Origin of the sequence: Streptomyces inusitatus (assembly GCF_014651115.1) — a bacterium.
GTDB lineage: Bacteria > Actinomycetota > Actinomycetes > Streptomycetales > Streptomycetaceae > Streptomyces > Streptomyces amakusaensis.
In genome coordinates, this window is sequence record NZ_BMWG01000001.1 from 23,970 (window position 1) to 39,463 (window position 15,494).

The 15,494-nt window shown below is 71.6% G+C and carries 12 protein-coding genes; 10 read left to right on the top strand and 2 right to left on the bottom strand.

Features of this window, described 5'->3' with window-relative positions:
• Positions 1 to 122: 122 nt before the first annotated feature.
• On the top strand, positions 123 to 1,601 hold the full coding sequence (radA, locus tag IE247_RS00125) for a DNA repair protein RadA (RefSeq protein WP_190120748.1): 1,479 nt from the start codon (positions 123 to 125) through the stop codon (positions 1,599 to 1,601).
• Positions 1,602 to 1,645: 44 nt separating this feature from the next.
• Complete coding sequence (gene disA / locus IE247_RS00130; protein WP_190120749.1) at positions 1,646 to 2,770, top strand: DNA integrity scanning diadenylate cyclase DisA; 1,125 nt, start codon at positions 1,646 to 1,648, stop codon at positions 2,768 to 2,770.
• Positions 2,771 to 2,838: 68 nt separating this feature from the next.
• On the opposite strand, the gene IE247_RS00135 is transcribed toward disA, so the two are convergent.
• Positions 2,839 to 3,711: a hypothetical protein gene (locus IE247_RS00135; RefSeq protein WP_190120750.1), complete on the bottom strand. Its 873-nt coding sequence runs from the start codon at positions 3,709 to 3,711 to the stop codon at positions 2,839 to 2,841.
• Between the two features lie 184 nt (positions 3,712 to 3,895).
• On the opposite strand from IE247_RS00135, the gene IE247_RS00140 reads away from it, so the two are divergent.
• The 6 genes from IE247_RS00140 (at position 3,896) to cseC (ending at position 9,246) form a co-directional block, all read left to right on the top strand.
• Positions 3,896 to 4,507 (top strand): phosphatase PAP2 family protein, encoded by a 612-nt coding sequence (locus IE247_RS00140; RefSeq protein WP_190120751.1) that lies wholly within the window; start codon positions 3,896 to 3,898, stop codon positions 4,505 to 4,507.
• A 114-nt stretch (positions 4,508 to 4,621) separates the two neighbouring features.
• Positions 4,622 to 5,527, top strand: coding sequence for an iron-sulfur binding domain-containing protein (locus IE247_RS00145; RefSeq protein ID WP_190120752.1), 906 nt, complete (start codon positions 4,622 to 4,624; stop codon positions 5,525 to 5,527).
• A 204-nt stretch (positions 5,528 to 5,731) separates the two neighbouring features.
• Positions 5,732 to 6,340: a SigE family RNA polymerase sigma factor gene (locus tag IE247_RS00150; RefSeq protein WP_190120753.1), complete on the top strand. Its 609-nt coding sequence runs from the start codon at positions 5,732 to 5,734 to the stop codon at positions 6,338 to 6,340.
• Positions 6,328 to 7,152, top strand: coding sequence for a hypothetical protein (locus IE247_RS00155; protein ID WP_229868335.1), 825 nt, complete (start codon positions 6,328 to 6,330; stop codon positions 7,150 to 7,152). The genes IE247_RS00150 and IE247_RS00155 overlap by 13 nt, the downstream gene beginning before the upstream one ends.
• A 14-nt stretch (positions 7,153 to 7,166) precedes the next feature.
• Positions 7,167 to 7,862, top strand: coding sequence for a two-component system response regulator CseB (gene cseB, locus IE247_RS00160; protein ID WP_190120754.1), 696 nt, complete (start codon positions 7,167 to 7,169; stop codon positions 7,860 to 7,862).
• 46 nt (positions 7,863 to 7,908) lie between these two features.
• On the top strand, positions 7,909 to 9,246 hold the full coding sequence (gene cseC, locus IE247_RS00165; protein WP_190120755.1) for a two-component system sensor histidine kinase CseC: 1,338 nt from the start codon (positions 7,909 to 7,911) through the stop codon (positions 9,244 to 9,246).
• A gap of 101 nt (positions 9,247 to 9,347) precedes the next feature.
• Here the strand turns inward: cseC and IE247_RS00170 are convergent, their stop codons facing one another.
• On the bottom strand, positions 9,348 to 10,013 hold the full coding sequence (locus IE247_RS00170) for a M23 family metallopeptidase (protein WP_190120756.1): 666 nt from the start codon (positions 10,011 to 10,013) through the stop codon (positions 9,348 to 9,350).
• 486 nt (positions 10,014 to 10,499) lie between these two features.
• Here IE247_RS00170 and IE247_RS00175 point away from each other — a divergent pair, with 486 nt between their 5' ends.
• The gene (locus tag IE247_RS00175) at positions 10,500 to 13,784 is read left to right on the top strand and encodes an NACHT domain-containing protein (protein WP_190120757.1); all 3,285 of its coding nucleotides are present in this window, start codon (positions 10,500 to 10,502) and stop codon (positions 13,782 to 13,784) included.
• 48 nt (positions 13,785 to 13,832) lie between these two features.
• The gene (dacB, locus tag IE247_RS00180; RefSeq protein ID WP_190120758.1) at positions 13,833 to 15,467 is read left to right on the top strand and encodes a D-alanyl-D-alanine carboxypeptidase/D-alanyl-D-alanine endopeptidase; all 1,635 of its coding nucleotides are present in this window, start codon (positions 13,833 to 13,835) and stop codon (positions 15,465 to 15,467) included.
• Positions 15,468 to 15,494 lie beyond the last annotated feature (27 nt).

Consider the following 15,494-nt stretch of genomic DNA (forward strand, 5'->3'; position numbering starts at 1 on the left):
CGCTCATTTCTCCTCTATTGACTCGTGCCAGTTCTCATCCGGGAGGGGGACCCGCCCCGGGACGGGCGGTCGCGGGGCGGGCGGGGGCTGCGTTGTCAGTGGGTCCGGGTACGGTTCGCGTCATGGCTGCCCGTACGAAATCCGCGAAGGACCGGCCGTCCTACCGCTGCACCGAGTGCGGGTGGACGACCGCGAAGTGGCTCGGCCGCTGCCCCGAGTGCCAGGCCTGGGGCACGGTCGAGGAGTACGGCGCGCCCGCCGTGCGGACGACGGCGGCGGGGCGGGTCTCCACCGCGGCGCTGCCGATCGGCCAGGTCGACGGGCGGCAGGCGACCGCCCGCTCCACGGGGGTGGACGAGCTGGACCGGGTGCTGGGCGGCGGTCTGGTGCCCGGGGCCGTGGTGCTGCTCGCGGGCGAGCCCGGGGTCGGCAAGTCGACCCTGCTGCTCGACGTCGCCGCCAAGGCCGCCGACGAGGCCCATCCCACGCTGTATGTGACGGGCGAGGAGTCCGCGAGCCAGGTGCGGCTGCGCGCCGACCGCATCGGCGCGCTCCACGACCATCTCTATCTCGCCGCCGAGACCGATCTCTCCGCCGTCCTCGGCCATCTGGACGCGGTCAAGCCGTCCCTGCTGATCCTGGACTCGGTGCAGACGGTGGCCTCGCCGGAGATCGACGGCGCGCCGGGCGGCATGGCCCAGGTCCGGGAGGTGGCCGGGGCGCTGATCCGCGCCTCCAAGGAGCGCGGGATGTCCACGCTGCTGGTCGGCCATGTCACCAAGGACGGCACGATCGCCGGGCCCCGGCTGCTGGAGCATCTCGTCGATGTCGTGCTGCACTTCGAGGGAGACCGGCACGCCCGGCTCCGGCTGGTCCGGGGCATCAAGAACCGCTACGGGGCGACCGACGAGGTCGGCTGCTTCGAGCTGACGGACGAGGGGATCAATGGGCTCGCCGATCCCTCGGGGCTCTTCCTCACCCGCCGGGCCGCGCCGGTGCCCGGCACCTGTCTGACAGTCACTCTGGAGGGCAAGCGCCCGCTGGTGGCCGAGGTGCAGGCGCTCACCGTGGACTCGCAGATCCCCTCGCCCCGGCGGACCACCTCGGGTCTGGAGACCTCCCGGGTGTCGATGATGCTCGCCGTGCTGGAGCAGCGCGGCCGGATCACGGCCCTGGGCAAGCGCGACATCTACAGCGCCACGGTCGGCGGGGTGAAGCTCTCGGAGCCCGCCGCCGATCTGGCGATCGCGCTGGCGCTGGCGTCGGCGGCGAGCGACTCCCCGCTGCCGAAGAATCTCGTCGCGATCGGCGAGGTCGGCCTCGCGGGCGAGGTCAGACGGGTCACCGGAGTTCAGCGCCGGCTGGCCGAGGCGCACCGGCTCGGCTTCACCCACGCGCTCGTTCCCAGCGATCCCGGCCGGATCCCCGCCGGGATGAAGGTGACGGAGGTGGCCGATGTGGGAGAAGCCCTCAGAGTGCTGCCGCGCGGCCGGAAGCAGGCCTCGGAGGAGCCCTCGGCGAGGGCCTCGCGCGGGGGCTCCTCCGGGGCCTCGCGGGAAGAGCGCGCGGACGCCCCCCGGGGCGGCGACACTCGCCGGTAGACTTTGCCCTGGTCTCGCCCATCCGTACGAGCCGGAGGAGTGCAGTGGCAGCCAACGACCGGGCATCATCGCCCGGAAAGTCCGGCGCGGGCTCCGGCAACGAAGCACTGATCCGCGCCGCCCTGAGCGCTGTCGCCCCCGGCACGGCGCTCCGTGACGGCCTGGAGCGCATCCTCCGGGGCAACACCGGCGGTCTGATCGTCCTCGGCATGGACAAGATGGTCGAGTCGATGTGCACGGGCGGCTTTGTGCTGGATGTGGAGTTCGCCGCCACCCGGCTGCGTGAGCTGTGCAAGCTGGACGGCGCGCTCATCCTCGACAAGGACGCCACGAAGATCCACCGCGCGGGTGTGCAGCTGGTGCCGGACGCCTCGATCCCCACGGACGAGACCGGCACCCGGCACCGCACGGCGGACCGGGTCTCGCGGCAGTGCGGTTTCCCGGTGATCTCCGTGTCCCAGTCGATGCGGCTGATCGCGCTGTACGTGGACGGGGAGCGCAGGGTCCTGGAGGAGTCGGCGGCGATCCTCTCCCGCGCCAATCAGGCGCTGGCCACCCTGGAGCGGTACAAGCTCCGGCTGGACGAGGTCGCGGGCACGCTCTCGGCGCTGGAGATCGAGGATCTGGTCACGGTCCGGGACGTCACCGCGGTCGCCCAGCGGCTGGAGATGGTGCGCCGGATCGCCACCGAGATCGCCGAGTACGTGGTGGAGTTGGGCACCGACGGACGGCTGCTCTCCCTCCAGCTCGACGAGCTGATCGCGGGCGTGGAGCCGGAGCGGGAGCTCGTCGTGCGCGACTATGTGCCGGAGCCGACCGCCAAGCGGTCCCGCACGGTCGACGAGGCGCTCCACGAGCTGGACGCGCTCACCCACACCGAGCTGCTGGAACTTCCCATAGTGGCCCGCGCCCTGGGCTACAGCGGCTCCCCCGAGACGCTGGATTCCGCGGTCTCGCCGCGCGGTTACCGGCTGCTGGCGAAGGTGCCCCGGCTGCCGGGCGCGATCATCGAGCGGCTGGTGGAGCACTTCGGCGGTCTGCAGAAGCTGCTCGCGGCCAGTGTGGACGATCTCCAGACCGTCGACGGCGTGGGCGAGGCCCGGGCCAGGAGCGTACGGGAGGGGCTGTCCCGCCTCGCCGAGTCGTCCATCCTCGAACGGTACGTATAAACGCCACGCATGAGAGAGACCGGCCGTTCCCCTCGGGGAGCGGCCGGTCTCGTCGTTCTGACGCTTCCTCAGTCCTTCTTCAGCACGAAGGAACGCTGGGTCATCGACTCGCCGGGGAAGCGCAGTTCCACCAGATAGGTGCCAGCCTCGACCGGTCCGGCGGGCGGGGTCGCGCAGCGGGGCTCGCTCTCCCGGCGGTCCCACTCGACGGTGTGGGTGATCGTGGCGCCGGCCGGGACCCTCAGCAGCAGGCTGCCCGCGGGCTTGGGGCAGTCCTTGGACGACCACACCTCGTCGGCGCTGTTGTCCCTGATGGTGAGCACGGCCGCGGCGGGTCCGAAGTCCGCCTTGCAGTCGGTGGCCGAGGTGTTGGCGGCGCTCAGCCGGAACAAGGGCTTCTCGCCGGGCGCGTAGTCGTTGCGGGTGGTGAGCGCCAATCGCAGCGAGCCGGAGGGGCAGTCGGGCAGCGGGGAGCCCGCCCGGACCCGCTCGCCGGCCGGACCGCCGGAGCCGGGACCACCGCCGGAGTCCCCGGAGCCGGAGCCGGAATCTGACCCGGAGCCAGAACTGGAACCGGAGCTGCCTGTACCGCCGCCCGAGGACGACCCCGTACCGCCGTCGGCCCCGCCGGAACCCGAGCCAGAGCCGGACCCCGAACCGGACCCCGAACCCGAACCGGCGTTCGTACCGCCCGAGTCCTCGCGTCCGCCGGGCTGCGCGCTGATCGCCGGACCGGACCGCGAGGGCCCCGGTGTGATGGTCGAAGGTGCTTTGGTGGACCCGCCGTTGGCATGGTCGTCACCGCCTCCGCCCCCGTCGCCCGAGGTCACCGCCCACACGGCCAGCGCCAGGAGCAGCGCGGCCAGTGTCAGCGCGACGGCTCTCCGCCGCCAGTAGATGGAGGAGGGGAGCGGCCCGATCGGATTGCGCATAGATCCCACGGATCAAACTCTACGAGAGAACCCGGCCAACTCCCGTCCTCCCCGCCGCAGAGTTCCCAAGTTCTGCCGATCATCATCATGGGACTGGGCCGAATGGAACCGATCGCCGCCGGATTCCATCAGGGCGGGCCCCCGCCCAACGCGCTGGTCAGCCGCCTCCGGGCAGCGGGTACGGTCGCACGTCATGGACAGCACCATCACCCGCGGGCTCTACCGCGACATCACCGAATACGCCGCCACCACCCCCTACTGGGTCCATAAACTGGCCGAGTTCTGGACCGAGGCCGGACTCCTCCTCTTCGGAGTCCTCTTCGTGGTCATGTGGTGGCGGGCGCGCGGCGGCACCACCACCGAGATAGCCGTGGCGGTGCTCGCCCCGATCGCGACCGCGATCGGCTATGTCGTCAGCGAGTCCCTCAAGACCGTGTTCGACGAGGAACGCCCCTGCCGCACGGTCACCGAGGCGGTGGGATCCCTGGCGACCTGCCCGCCCGTCGGCGACTGGTCCTTCCCCAGCAACCATTCCGCGATCGCGGGCGCGGCGGCGGTGGCCCTGCTGCTCGTCCGGCCGAAGCTGGCGTGGCTGACCGTGCCGATGGCGCTGCTGATGGCGTTCTCCCGGGTCTTCGTCGGAGTGCACTACCCGCACGATGTGATCGTCGGCCTGGTGCTCGGCGGCGTGGTCGCCGCGATCGCCATGGCGGCGCTGCGCCGCCCGGCGACGTCCCTGCTCGGCTCGATGCGCACCAGCCGGAACGGCCTGGTGACCTGGTTCGCCGGGCCCGGGCGCGGCTGACCGCCGTACGCCCGCCCGGCGGGGCCCGCCCTGCCCCGGAAGGAGGGCCGACGGCCCCGCGCCCGGAGCGGGTGCGCGCTCTGGTGCCCGTGGCATGTCAGGATCGTCAGTGCCATGACTGAGACCAGCACAGACTTCGCACCCGCCGACGCCGCGTCCCTGCACTCCCCCGTCATCGCCTGGTTCGACGAACACGCCCGCGATCTGCCCTGGCGACGCCCGGAGGCGGGCGCGTGGGGGGTGATGGTCAGCGAGTTCATGTTGCAGCAGACCCCGGTCTCCCGGGTGCTCCCGGTGTACGAACAGTGGCTGGCCCGCTGGCCCCGGCCCGCCGATCTGGCGGCCGAGGCCTCCGGCGAGGCCGTCCGCGCCTGGGGCCGGCTCGGCTATCCGCGCCGCGCGCTGCGCCTGCACGGGGCCGCGCAGGCGATAACGGAGCGGCACGGCGGCGATGTGCCCAGCGACCACGCCCAGCTGCTGGCGCTGCCCGGGATCGGCGAGTACACGGCGGCGGCCGTCGCCTCCTTCGCGTACGGACAGCGGCACGCCGTCCTGGACACCAATGTGCGCCGGGTGCTCGCCCGCGCCGCGAGCGGCATCCAGTACCCGCCGACCGCGACCACGGCCGCCGAGCGCAAGCTCGCCCGGGCGCTGCTCCCCGACGACGAGGAGACCGCGGCCCGCTGGGCGGCGGCCTCGATGGAGCTGGGCGCGCTGGTGTGCACCGCCCGGAACGAGGCGTGCGCGCGCTGCCCGATCGCCGCCCAGTGCGCCTGGCGGCTGTCCGGGAAGCCCGCCCACACCGGCCCCGCCCGGCGCGGCCAGACCTACGCGGGCACCGACCGCCAGGTGCGCGGCAAGCTGCTGGCCGTGCTGCGGGAGGCCCACGCCCCGGTGGGGCAGTCGGCGCTGGACGCGGTCTGGCACGAGCCGGTGCAGCGCGCCAGGGCGCTGGACGGGCTGGTCGCGGACGGTCTGGTGGAGCCGCTCGCCGAGGGCATGTACCGGCTTCCCGGCTGAGCGGGATCCGCCCGTTCCCCGGGAGTTCCGAGGAAGTTTCCCGGCGCTTTCCCCGGCGCGCGCCCCCCGAAACATTGGCTGTTACACAACCGATGGATGGCCGTGCGCCCTCCGACGGCTTCTCCGCGCAGCGCCGTGACAACCGCTCCGTAGCTTCTGAGGTAACGGAACGCGGTGCAGTTCACGGGGACGGAGGCGGTTGGAATGGCGCACGGCGAGGTGCTCGGTTTTGAAGAGTACGTACGCACCCGGCAGGAGGCTCTGCTGCGCAGCGCCCGGCGGCTCGTGCCCGACCCGATCGACGCCCAGGACCTGCTCCAGACCGCGCTGGCCCGCACCTACGGCCGCTGGGACGGCATCGCCGACAAGTCCCTCGCCGACGCCTATCTCCGCCGGGTGATGATCAATACCCGTACGGAGTGGTGGCGGGCCCGCAAGCTTGAGGAGGTGCCCACCGAGCAGCTGCCCGACGCCTGTGTCGAGGACGGCACCGAGCAGCGCGCCGACCGCGCCCTGCTGATGGATGTGCTGAAGGTGCTCGCGCCCAAGCAGCGCAGTGTGGTGGTGCTGCGGCACTGGGAGCAGATGAGCACCGAGGAGACCGCTGCCGCGCTGGGCATGTCTGCGGGTACGGTGAAGAGCACGCTGCACCGGGCACTGGCCAGGCTGCGTCAGGAGCTGGAGAGCCGGGACCTGGACGCGCGGGCGCTGGAGCGCGACGAGATCGACGGACCGGACGGGATCGGCCGGATCCGCGGGGTGCGGGACGACCGTTGTGACGACGAGCGGGGGCAGGAGCGGTGCGCGGCCTGAAAGGCCCGGGAACCAGCCGTACGGGCGGCTTGAGGAAGATTCCGGGCACTGGGACTGGGACTGGGCCCGGGCCCAGTCCCGGTCCCGGACGCGCCGCCGACGGGCGGCGCGCGGCAGGACATCCGGGACACCCGGGAGGACACCCGGCAGGACATCCGCGAGGACTGACGGCGGGCGCCGCGGCGCTCGCCGCGCTCGCCGTCCTCGGGCTGTTCACCGTCGGCTGCTCGGCGAGCGGCAGCGGCGTACAGGACGAGGGCTCGGCGCACGCCCAGGCCGCCCCGAAGAGCACCCCGGCGGCGAGTTCCCCGGGCGCGGCGGCGGACACCCCGGCGGGGAAGACCGCGCCCGTCGACCCGGTCGAGCTGATCAAGAACGACCCGGAGGTCGACAAGCAGGTCAAGGCCGACCTCAAGCCCTGCGGCCGCAGCGCCTACCCGGTGGACGTCGCGTACGGGAACATCACCGGCGGGCAGTCGCCGGACGTGGTCGTGAATGTGATGACCTGTGCCGACGGGGTCGGACTCGGCACCTATGTCTACCGGGCGGCCGGCTCGGCGTACAAGAATGTCTTCAAGTCCGAGAAGACCGCCGTCTACGCCTCCATCGACCGGGGCGATCTGGTGGTGACCCAGCAGGTCTACAGCGAGCGGGACCCGGTGGCCTCGCCGTCGGCCGAGGTGGTGACGACGTACCACTGGGCGAGCGGCCGGTTCAGCGAGCTGCACTGGGTGCGGAACGAATTCAGCAGGACGGTCGGGGAGGACGAACTGGTCGTCCCCGAGCCGACCTCCGTACCGAACGAGAACTGAGAGAGCGAAAACCGATGGCCGACACCCATGTGCTGTTCGTGGAGGACGACGACGTCATCCGCGAGGCGACCCAGCTCGCGCTGGAACGGCACGGCTTCGTGGTGACCGCCATGCCCGACGGGCTGCTGGGCCTGGAGTCCTTCCGGGCGAACCGGCCCGACATCGCGCTGCTCGACGTGATGGTGCCGGGGCTCGACGGGGTGAGCCTGTGCCGTCGTATCCGGGACGAGTCGACCGTACCGGTGATCATGCTGTCGGCGCGGGCCGACTCCATCGACGTGGTGCTCGGTCTGGAGGCGGGCGCGGACGACTATGTGACCAAGCCCTTCGACGGCGCGGTGCTGGTCGCCCGGATCCGCGCGGTGCTGCGGCGGTTCGGCCACGCGGGCGGCGGCGACCGGGCCGCCGCGGACCAGGGCCCGGGCGCGCTGCTGACCTTCGGCGATCTGGAGGTCGACACAGAGGGCATGGAGGTGCGCAGGGCCGGCGATCCGGTGGGGCTCACCCCCACGGAGATGCGGCTGCTGCTGGAGTTCTCCTCCTCGCCCGGCACCGTGCTCTCCCGCGACAAGCTGCTCGAACGGGTCTGGGACTACGGCTGGGGCGGTGACACGCGGGTGGTGGACGTCCATGTCCAGCGGCTGCGCACCAAGATCGGCCAGGACCGGATCGAGACGGTCCGGGGCTTTGGCTACAAGCTCAAGGCATGAGGCCCGGAAGGCGTATGAGGCCCACTGGACCGCGCGGGAGCGCGGTATGAAGCGTCTGGTGCTGCGCACCGGAGTCCGCTGGAAGATCAGCATCGCCATCGCGGCGGTCGGCGCGCTCATCGCGCTGACCCTGAGCCTGGTGGTGCACAACGCCGCCCAGGGCGCGCTGCTCGACAACGCGCGCGATGTGCAGCTCGAACGGGTGCGGACCGCCGAGCGCGGCTTCGAGGGCCCCAAGAGCAAGAATCAGGGCTTCAACGTCAAGGTCAACGACCCCGACCTGCCCAAAGAGCTGCGGCGGCTGATGGACGAGAAGCGGCGCGGCAGCTATGTGGAGACCCGGGACGACGGGCCGCCGGAGATCTGGGCCGCCGTGCCGCGCGCCAATGGCGATGTGCTCTCGCTGCACGGCGAGTTTCCCGAGCGGAGCGCCGTCATCCTGCGGAATCTGGACCGGGCGCTGATCATCGGCTCGGTCTCGGTGGTCGCCGGAGGCTGCGCGCTGGGGGTGCTGATCGGCGGCCAGCTCTCACGCAGGCTGCGCAAGGCGGCCGCGGCGGCGGCCAATGTGGCCGAGGGCCATACGTCGGGGCGGGTACGGGACGCGATCGGCGGTGTCGTCCGCGACGAGACCGACGATCTGGCCCGCGCCATCGACGCGCTCACCGACGCGCTGAACGCGCGCATCGAGGCCGAGCGCCGGGTCACCGCCGATATCGCGCACGAGCTGCGCACCCCGGTGACCGGGCTGCTCACGGCCGCCGAGCTGCTGCCGCCGGGCCGGCCGTCGGAGCTGGTGCGGGACCGGGCGCAGGCGATGCGGACGCTGGTGGAGGACGTACTGGAGGTGGCCCGGCTGGACAGCGCGTCGGAGCGGGCCGAGCTTCAGGAGATAGCCCTCGGCGAGTTCGTCACCCGGCGGATCGCGGCGCTCAACCCCGATGTGCCGGTGCAGGTGGTGCACGAGTCCTGGGTGAACACCGACCCCCGGCGGCTGGAGCGGATCCTGCTGAATCTGCTGACCAACGCCGCGAAGTACGGCAAGCCGCCGGTCGAGGTCACGGTCGAGGGCCGGGTGGTGCGGATCCGCGACCACGGCCCCGGCTTCCCGGACGCGCTGCTGCGGGAGGGTCCGAGCCGTTTCCGTACGGGGGCGAGCGACCGCGCGGGCACCGGGCACGGCCTGGGTCTGACGATCGCGGCGGGCCAGGCCCGGGTGCTGGGGGCGAGGCTCACCTTCCGCAACGCGGCTCCGAAGGGCGTTCCGGCCTCGGAGGCCACCGGGGGCGCGATCGCGGTGCTCTGGCTCCCCGAGCACGCCCCGACGGCGGGCGGCAGTTTTCCGCTGCCGCCGCCGTCGGCACGCGGGCGCGCCAAGGGCTGAGCCCGTGCGCGTATGTACGACAGCGGCCCCCGGTGCGGGAAGCACCGGGGGCCGCTGTCATCGCGCTGTGTCAGTACCGCGTCGGTACCGCGCGTGCGAGGTCAGATGGTGATGCCCTCGGAACGCAGGTGGGTGACGGGGTTGATCGCGCTGCCGTAGTTCGGGGTCGTACGGATCTCGAAGTGCAGGTGCGGGCCGCTGGAGTTTCCGGTGTTGCCGGAGAGGGCGATCTGCTGGCCGCCCTTGACCTGCTGGCCGATCTTCACGTCCACCCGCGAGAGGTGGGCGTACTGCGAGTAGGTGTCGTTGTCGTGCTTGACGACGACGGCGTTGCCGTACGCGGGACCGTCACCGGCGCCGTTCGGGCCGGCCTTCACGACGGTGCCGGGGCCGACGGACTTGACCGGGGTGCCGGTCGGGACGGCGAAGTCCTGGCCGGAGTGGTTGCTGGCCCACATGGCGCCGCCCTTGCCGTAGGTCGCGCTCACGACGTACTGGCTGACCGGCTTGGACCAGCCGGAGGCCGAGAGGGCCTTCGGGGCCGCGACGGGCTTGGCGGTGACTGCGGCGGCCTTGGCGGCCTGCGCCTTCGCCTGGGCGGCGACGGCGCTGGAGGTGCTCGCGGCGGCCGGCGCGGCCTGCACACCGGTCTCTGCGGCGAACGCGGCTCCTGCGCCGAGCACCGTCGACGCTCCCAGACCAGCAGCCAGGACGGCGGTACGGGTACGGAGGGCGGACAGGCGGGGACGACGAGAAGTGACACGCATACGGGAAAGCCTCCGGGCGATAAGGGACCCGGCACGGGAAGTGCGCCGGGCTGCGTTGCTGCCATCCCTTGGTAACCGAAACCCCCACTTCACCTCAAACACCCCATCTACGACATTAGGTCGTAGCGGAAGCACCGGGAATCAGACTCTTGACACCCACTGGTCAAGATCGCCCGCAGGGGCTCCCGAGCGCTGGAGTCGATCTTCGAAAGGGGGTTTATCCGCATGCGGGACCCCGGGGCGCACCGCATGCGGACCTCGTACGCGCCGCCCGCCCGGCCACGGGACCAAAGTCCCGAGCGGGGCCACGCGCCCGGACCGGCCCCGGGTCCCGTCAGCGCTCCTACACCGGCTAGTAGGCCCGAATGGGCCTGTGTGCCTTGTCACCGGGCGGCCCGATACGGCTGTGGGCCGGGTCACTGATTCACCGGCCGGAAAGTGGCCTGGGCCACTAATCTCGGGGCGGGGAGAAGGGGGTTGGGACAGGTGGGGCTCAAGGTGTCGTCGTGGGTGGTCGCGGTCTTCGGAGAGCAGCAGGGCACCGGGGTGCTGATCGACCCCAAACACGTCCTGACCTGCGCACATACAGTCTCGGCGGGCCAGGCGCCCGAGGTGGCGCACCCGGGGACGGGACGCCGGATCCGCTGCCGAGTGCTCTGGAGCGGCGCATCGGAGGGGCTGGACGCCGCACTGCTGCGCGCGGAGGACGACATCGTCCCGGCGGGCGGTCCGGGCGGTCCGGGCGGTCCGGGCAGTGCGGGCAGTGCGGGCAGTGCGGGCAGTGCGGGCAGGCTCCGCTGGGCCCGTCTGACCAGGGACGATGCCCTGCCCGGCTGCGAGACGATCGGCTTCCCGGACCATCAGCGGTACGCCAGGGCCACCGGCCCCGGAAAGCTCGACTTCGGCCAGTACCGGGGCAGCGTGCTGCCCGTCGCGGGCCGCGTCCACGGCGCGCTCACCTTCTGGCTCGACCGCTCCCCCGGCGCGGTGTCGCCGAACGGCGCGAGCCCGCTCGCCGGGCTCTCCGGCTCCCCCGTCTTCGCCGGGGACGTCCTGCTGGGCATCGTCGCCCGCGTGATGGGCACGGAGGGGCAACAGCACCTCGAAGCCGTACCCGTGGCAGCGATCCGGGCAGCACTGGCCGCCGGGACCGACGACCTGACCCTGCCGCCGCTGGAGAACCTCACTTCCTTCGACCCGCGCGACGGCGCGTTCGAGCAGCGGTACGCGGCCGCCCTCAAGGCCCAGTACGCCAAGACGGAGATCTTCGGCATCGACGAGCTGAGCCTGAGCGAGTCCAGCTGGGACCTCGACACCGCCTATCTCAGCCTGGAGGCCACCGACTTGGCGGGTGACGAGGACACCCTCTGGTTCGGGCCCCACGAGTCGAGACCGGCCCCACCGCCGCACAGCCCCCGCCCCCGGCGGGTGGAGGAGCTCCTCGGCCTCAGCCGCCGCACCCTGCTGCGCGGCGAGGCGGGCGCGGGCAAAACCACCCTGGTGTGGTGGCTCGCCGCCCACGCCGCCGCCGGCACCCTCCCCGGCCAACTCGCCGAACTCAACGGCCTGGTCCCCTTCGTCGTCCCCCTGCGCAGCGTGCAGGCCCAGGCCGACGGCCGTTTCCCAGGACCCGACGAACTCCCCCGCGTCGCCGGTCTCCCCATCGGCCAAGCCCCCGACGGCTGGGCCGAACGCGTCCTCCACTCCGGGCGCGCCCTCCTCCTCGTCGACGGCCTCGACGAACTCCCTCCCTCAGCCCGCCCCAAGGCCCGCCGCTGGCTCAGCCGACTCCTGCGCACCCACGCCGACACCCGCTGCCTCGCCACCGTCCGCCCCGGCGCGGTGGAGTCCGACTGGCTCACTGGCGAAGGCTTCGCCGATCTGCTCCTCCTCCCCATGAGCGACGACGACATCAACGCCTTCGTCACCGCCTGGCACCGCGCCGCCCGCCTGGAGTACACCGCCCTCGGCCTCGCCCGCGCCGAAGCCGAGTCCGCACTCCTGAACCAACTGGAACGCGACCTCCACCACGAATTCGCCAACCACCGCGTCCTCCGCGACCTCGCCCGCACCCCCCTGCTCTGCGCTGTCATCTGCGCCCTCCACCGCAAGCGCCGGGGCCGCCTCCCGCGCAGCCGCTGGGAGCTGTACCGCGCCACCCTCGACATGCTCCTCGGCAAACGCGACAGCGACCGGGGCATCGACGCCCCCGAAGGTCTCACCCTCAGCGTCGACGAACACAAAATGCTGCTCCAGCAGCTCGCCGTCTGGCTGGTACGCGGCGGACAGAACCAGCTCACCCCCGAGGAAGCCATCACCCAGATCGACCTGGCCACCCGCTCCATGCCCCAGGTCCGCGAACAGGGCAGCGGCCGGCAGATCCTCACCCATCTGCTGAACCGCAGCGGACTGCTCCAGCAGCGCACAGGGGACGCCGTGCAGTTCATCCACCGCACCTTCCAGGACTACCTGGCCGCCAAGGAGTTCGCCGAGACGGACGGCGTACGGGAGCTGGTGCAGAACGCGGGGGACGAGCGGTGGCGGGACGTGGTGCGGATGTCGGTGGGGCACTTCGACAAGCGGGTGGGGAGGCTGATCGGGGCGCTCATCGAGGCGGGGGATGACCAGGGAGCTGACGCGTGGACAGAGCATCTGCTGGCGGGGCACTGCGCGGCGACGGCGGTGTTCTTGGACGAGGGGGTGCGGGCGGAGGTGGAGCGGAGGATCAGGGGGCTGATGCCGCCCCGGGACTGGGAAGAGGTGGTGGAGCTGGTCGAGCTGGGTTCATACGTGCTGCCACTGCTGCCCGGGCCATCCGGGAACTCCTCTGAAGACATGCGCGTCATCGAGACCATCGCGCTGGTGGGCGACCCAGCAGGCATTGACAGGCTGCGGGAGTTCACCGGGCAGCAGGACACGTACGTACAGAACGCCCTGATGGATGGGTGGCACCACTTCCCGGCGGAGAGATACGCCAGTGAGGTGCTCTCCCACGTCGATCTGACCGATACCCGTGTCGAGGTCTTCACCGCTGAAGATCTGCGGCTGCTGCACCATCTCGGCCCATTCTCCGACATCATGCTCTCTGGTCATCACTCATCAGACGACTTGGACGCCCATCTGCCACGCACCGGGCTGATCAGCGTCTCCGTGCACAACAACCCGAGCCTGACCAGCCTTGCCTTTCTGCGGTCCCGCTCTACCATCCGCGAATTCGCCCTCACGAGCTGCGATGAGGTGAAGACACTGGAAGAACTCGCCGACCGCGCCTTCGACCAGCTGACGCTGGACTCGGGAACGCTGTGGCTGCCTGGTCGACTTCCCAGCGCCCGCCACCTCCATGTGCTGACCATGAAGGGTGACCGATATGACGCCCTGTCTCGCTGGACCGGTGTCGAGGAGCTGCACTTGAACTCTCCTGGACATCTCTCCACGTTGATGCGGTCTGTCAAGGAGCTCCCTGCCCTCTGGGCCCTGGCGATGACATCGGTCGATGAATGGGACTTCGAAGCCTCCGAGGAGGCTCCCGGCATCACCCGTCTGATGGCGAGAATCCCCGCCCAGCTCTTTGACACCGCCGCGCTCTCACGGGTCTTCCCCTCCCTGGAGCAGCTTGACCTCACCATCGAGAAGAGCGCGGAGTGCACGATCGACCTCACCCCGCTCCACCGTCTCCCGGGGCTGACGATCCACCTCATTTACGCACTCGGCACCCAGCTCCGCATCACCGGCGGCGAGCACTTCGGCGACCGCCTGACCATCAACCCGTGACGCCCACCACCCTTCTCCCATCCCTCCCCATCAGGGATGCTCCTTGGCATGACCAGAGCAGAAAACCCACCCCGGCCCCGCCGCCCGCGCAGCCGTCCCCTCCTCACCACCGCCGCCTGCGTTCTCACCGCCGCCCTCACCCTCACCTGGAGCGCCCCCGCCGGAGCGGGCCCCTCCGACAATGGGCTGAAGGGGGCGCTCGACACGATCCTCGCCGACCCCAGGCTTGAGGGCGGGGCGGCCGGAGTCGTGGTCGCCGACGCGGTGACCGGGGAGAGGCTGTATCAGCGGGCGGGGGGCGACCGGTTGATGCCGGCGTCGAACACCAAGCTGCTCACGTCGGCGGCGGCGATGGCGCTGCTCGGCCCGGACTACCGGTACACCACCGATGTGCTCGTCTCGGGCACCCGTAACGGATCCCGGCTCGACGGCGATCTGCATCTGCGGGGCAGCGGCGACCCGACCACCCTCCCCGAGGACTACGACGCGCTCGCCGCCGAGGTCGCGGCGAGCGGAATCCGGCGCGTCTCGGGGCGGATCGTCGCCGACGACACTCGTTTTGACGCCCAGCGGCTGGGCCGGGGCTGGGCGGGGGACGACGAGTCCTCGTACTACTCCGCGCAGACCTCGGCGCTGACGGTCGCGCCGGACACGGACTACGACTCCGGGACGGTGGTCGTAGAGGTGGCCCCGGGCGCGAAGCCCGGTGACCGGCCGAAGGTGACCGTGACGCCGAGGACCGACTACGTACAGGTCGATCTGACGGGCTCCGCCACCGTCGCGGCCGGGCAGCCCGGCACCCTCGGCATCGAGCGGCGGCACGGCTCCAACTCCATCGAGATCAGCGGGAATGTCCCCGTCGGCACGAGCGCGACCAAGAAGTGGGTGACCGTCTGGGAGCCGACCGGCTACGCGGCGGCCGTCTTCGCGGACGCGCTCGACCGGCACGGCGTACGGGTCAAGAAGGACGACGCGCTCCTCGGCCGCGCGACGCCCGCCGACGCGCGCCCGGTCGCCTCGCACAGCTCCATGCCGCTGCGCGAGCTGATGGTTCCCTTCATGAAGCTGTCGAACAACATGCACGCCGAGGCGCTGACCAAGACGATCGGGTACGAGAAGGCCGGGCGCGGCAGCTGGAGCGCCGGGCTCGCCGCCATCGGCGACCATCTGCGCCAACAGGAGCTCGCCACCGGCACTCTGCGGCAGGTCGACGGCTCGGGTCTCGGCCGGATGAACGTCGTGCCCGCCGAGCAGTTCACCCGGCTGCTGCTCGCGGTGCGCGCCGCGCCCTGGTACGCCGACTGGTACGCCGCCCTGCCGGTGGCCTGCGGGCCGGACCGGGCCACCGGCGGGACCCTGCGGACCCGGATGTGCGGGACTCCCGCCGCGCTCAACACCCGCGCCAAGACGGGCTCGCTGACGGGGGCCTCGGCGCTCTCCGGGTACGTCAAGGACGCGGGCGGGCGGGAACTCGTCTACTCGATCGTTCTGAACAACTACCTCACGTCCTCCGTGAAGAGCGTCGAGGACGCGATCGTGGTGACGCTCGCCCGGTCGGACACGGCTGCGGGCTCCATCGCCACTGTCGCGCCCCGGAAGGCGCTCACGTCGGACGACGGCACGTCAGATGTCACACAGGCCAACGACGGTGAATGTTCCTGGCAGAAGCCACAAATCTGCTGAACGGGCCACGGCCCGGACCGTACCTTG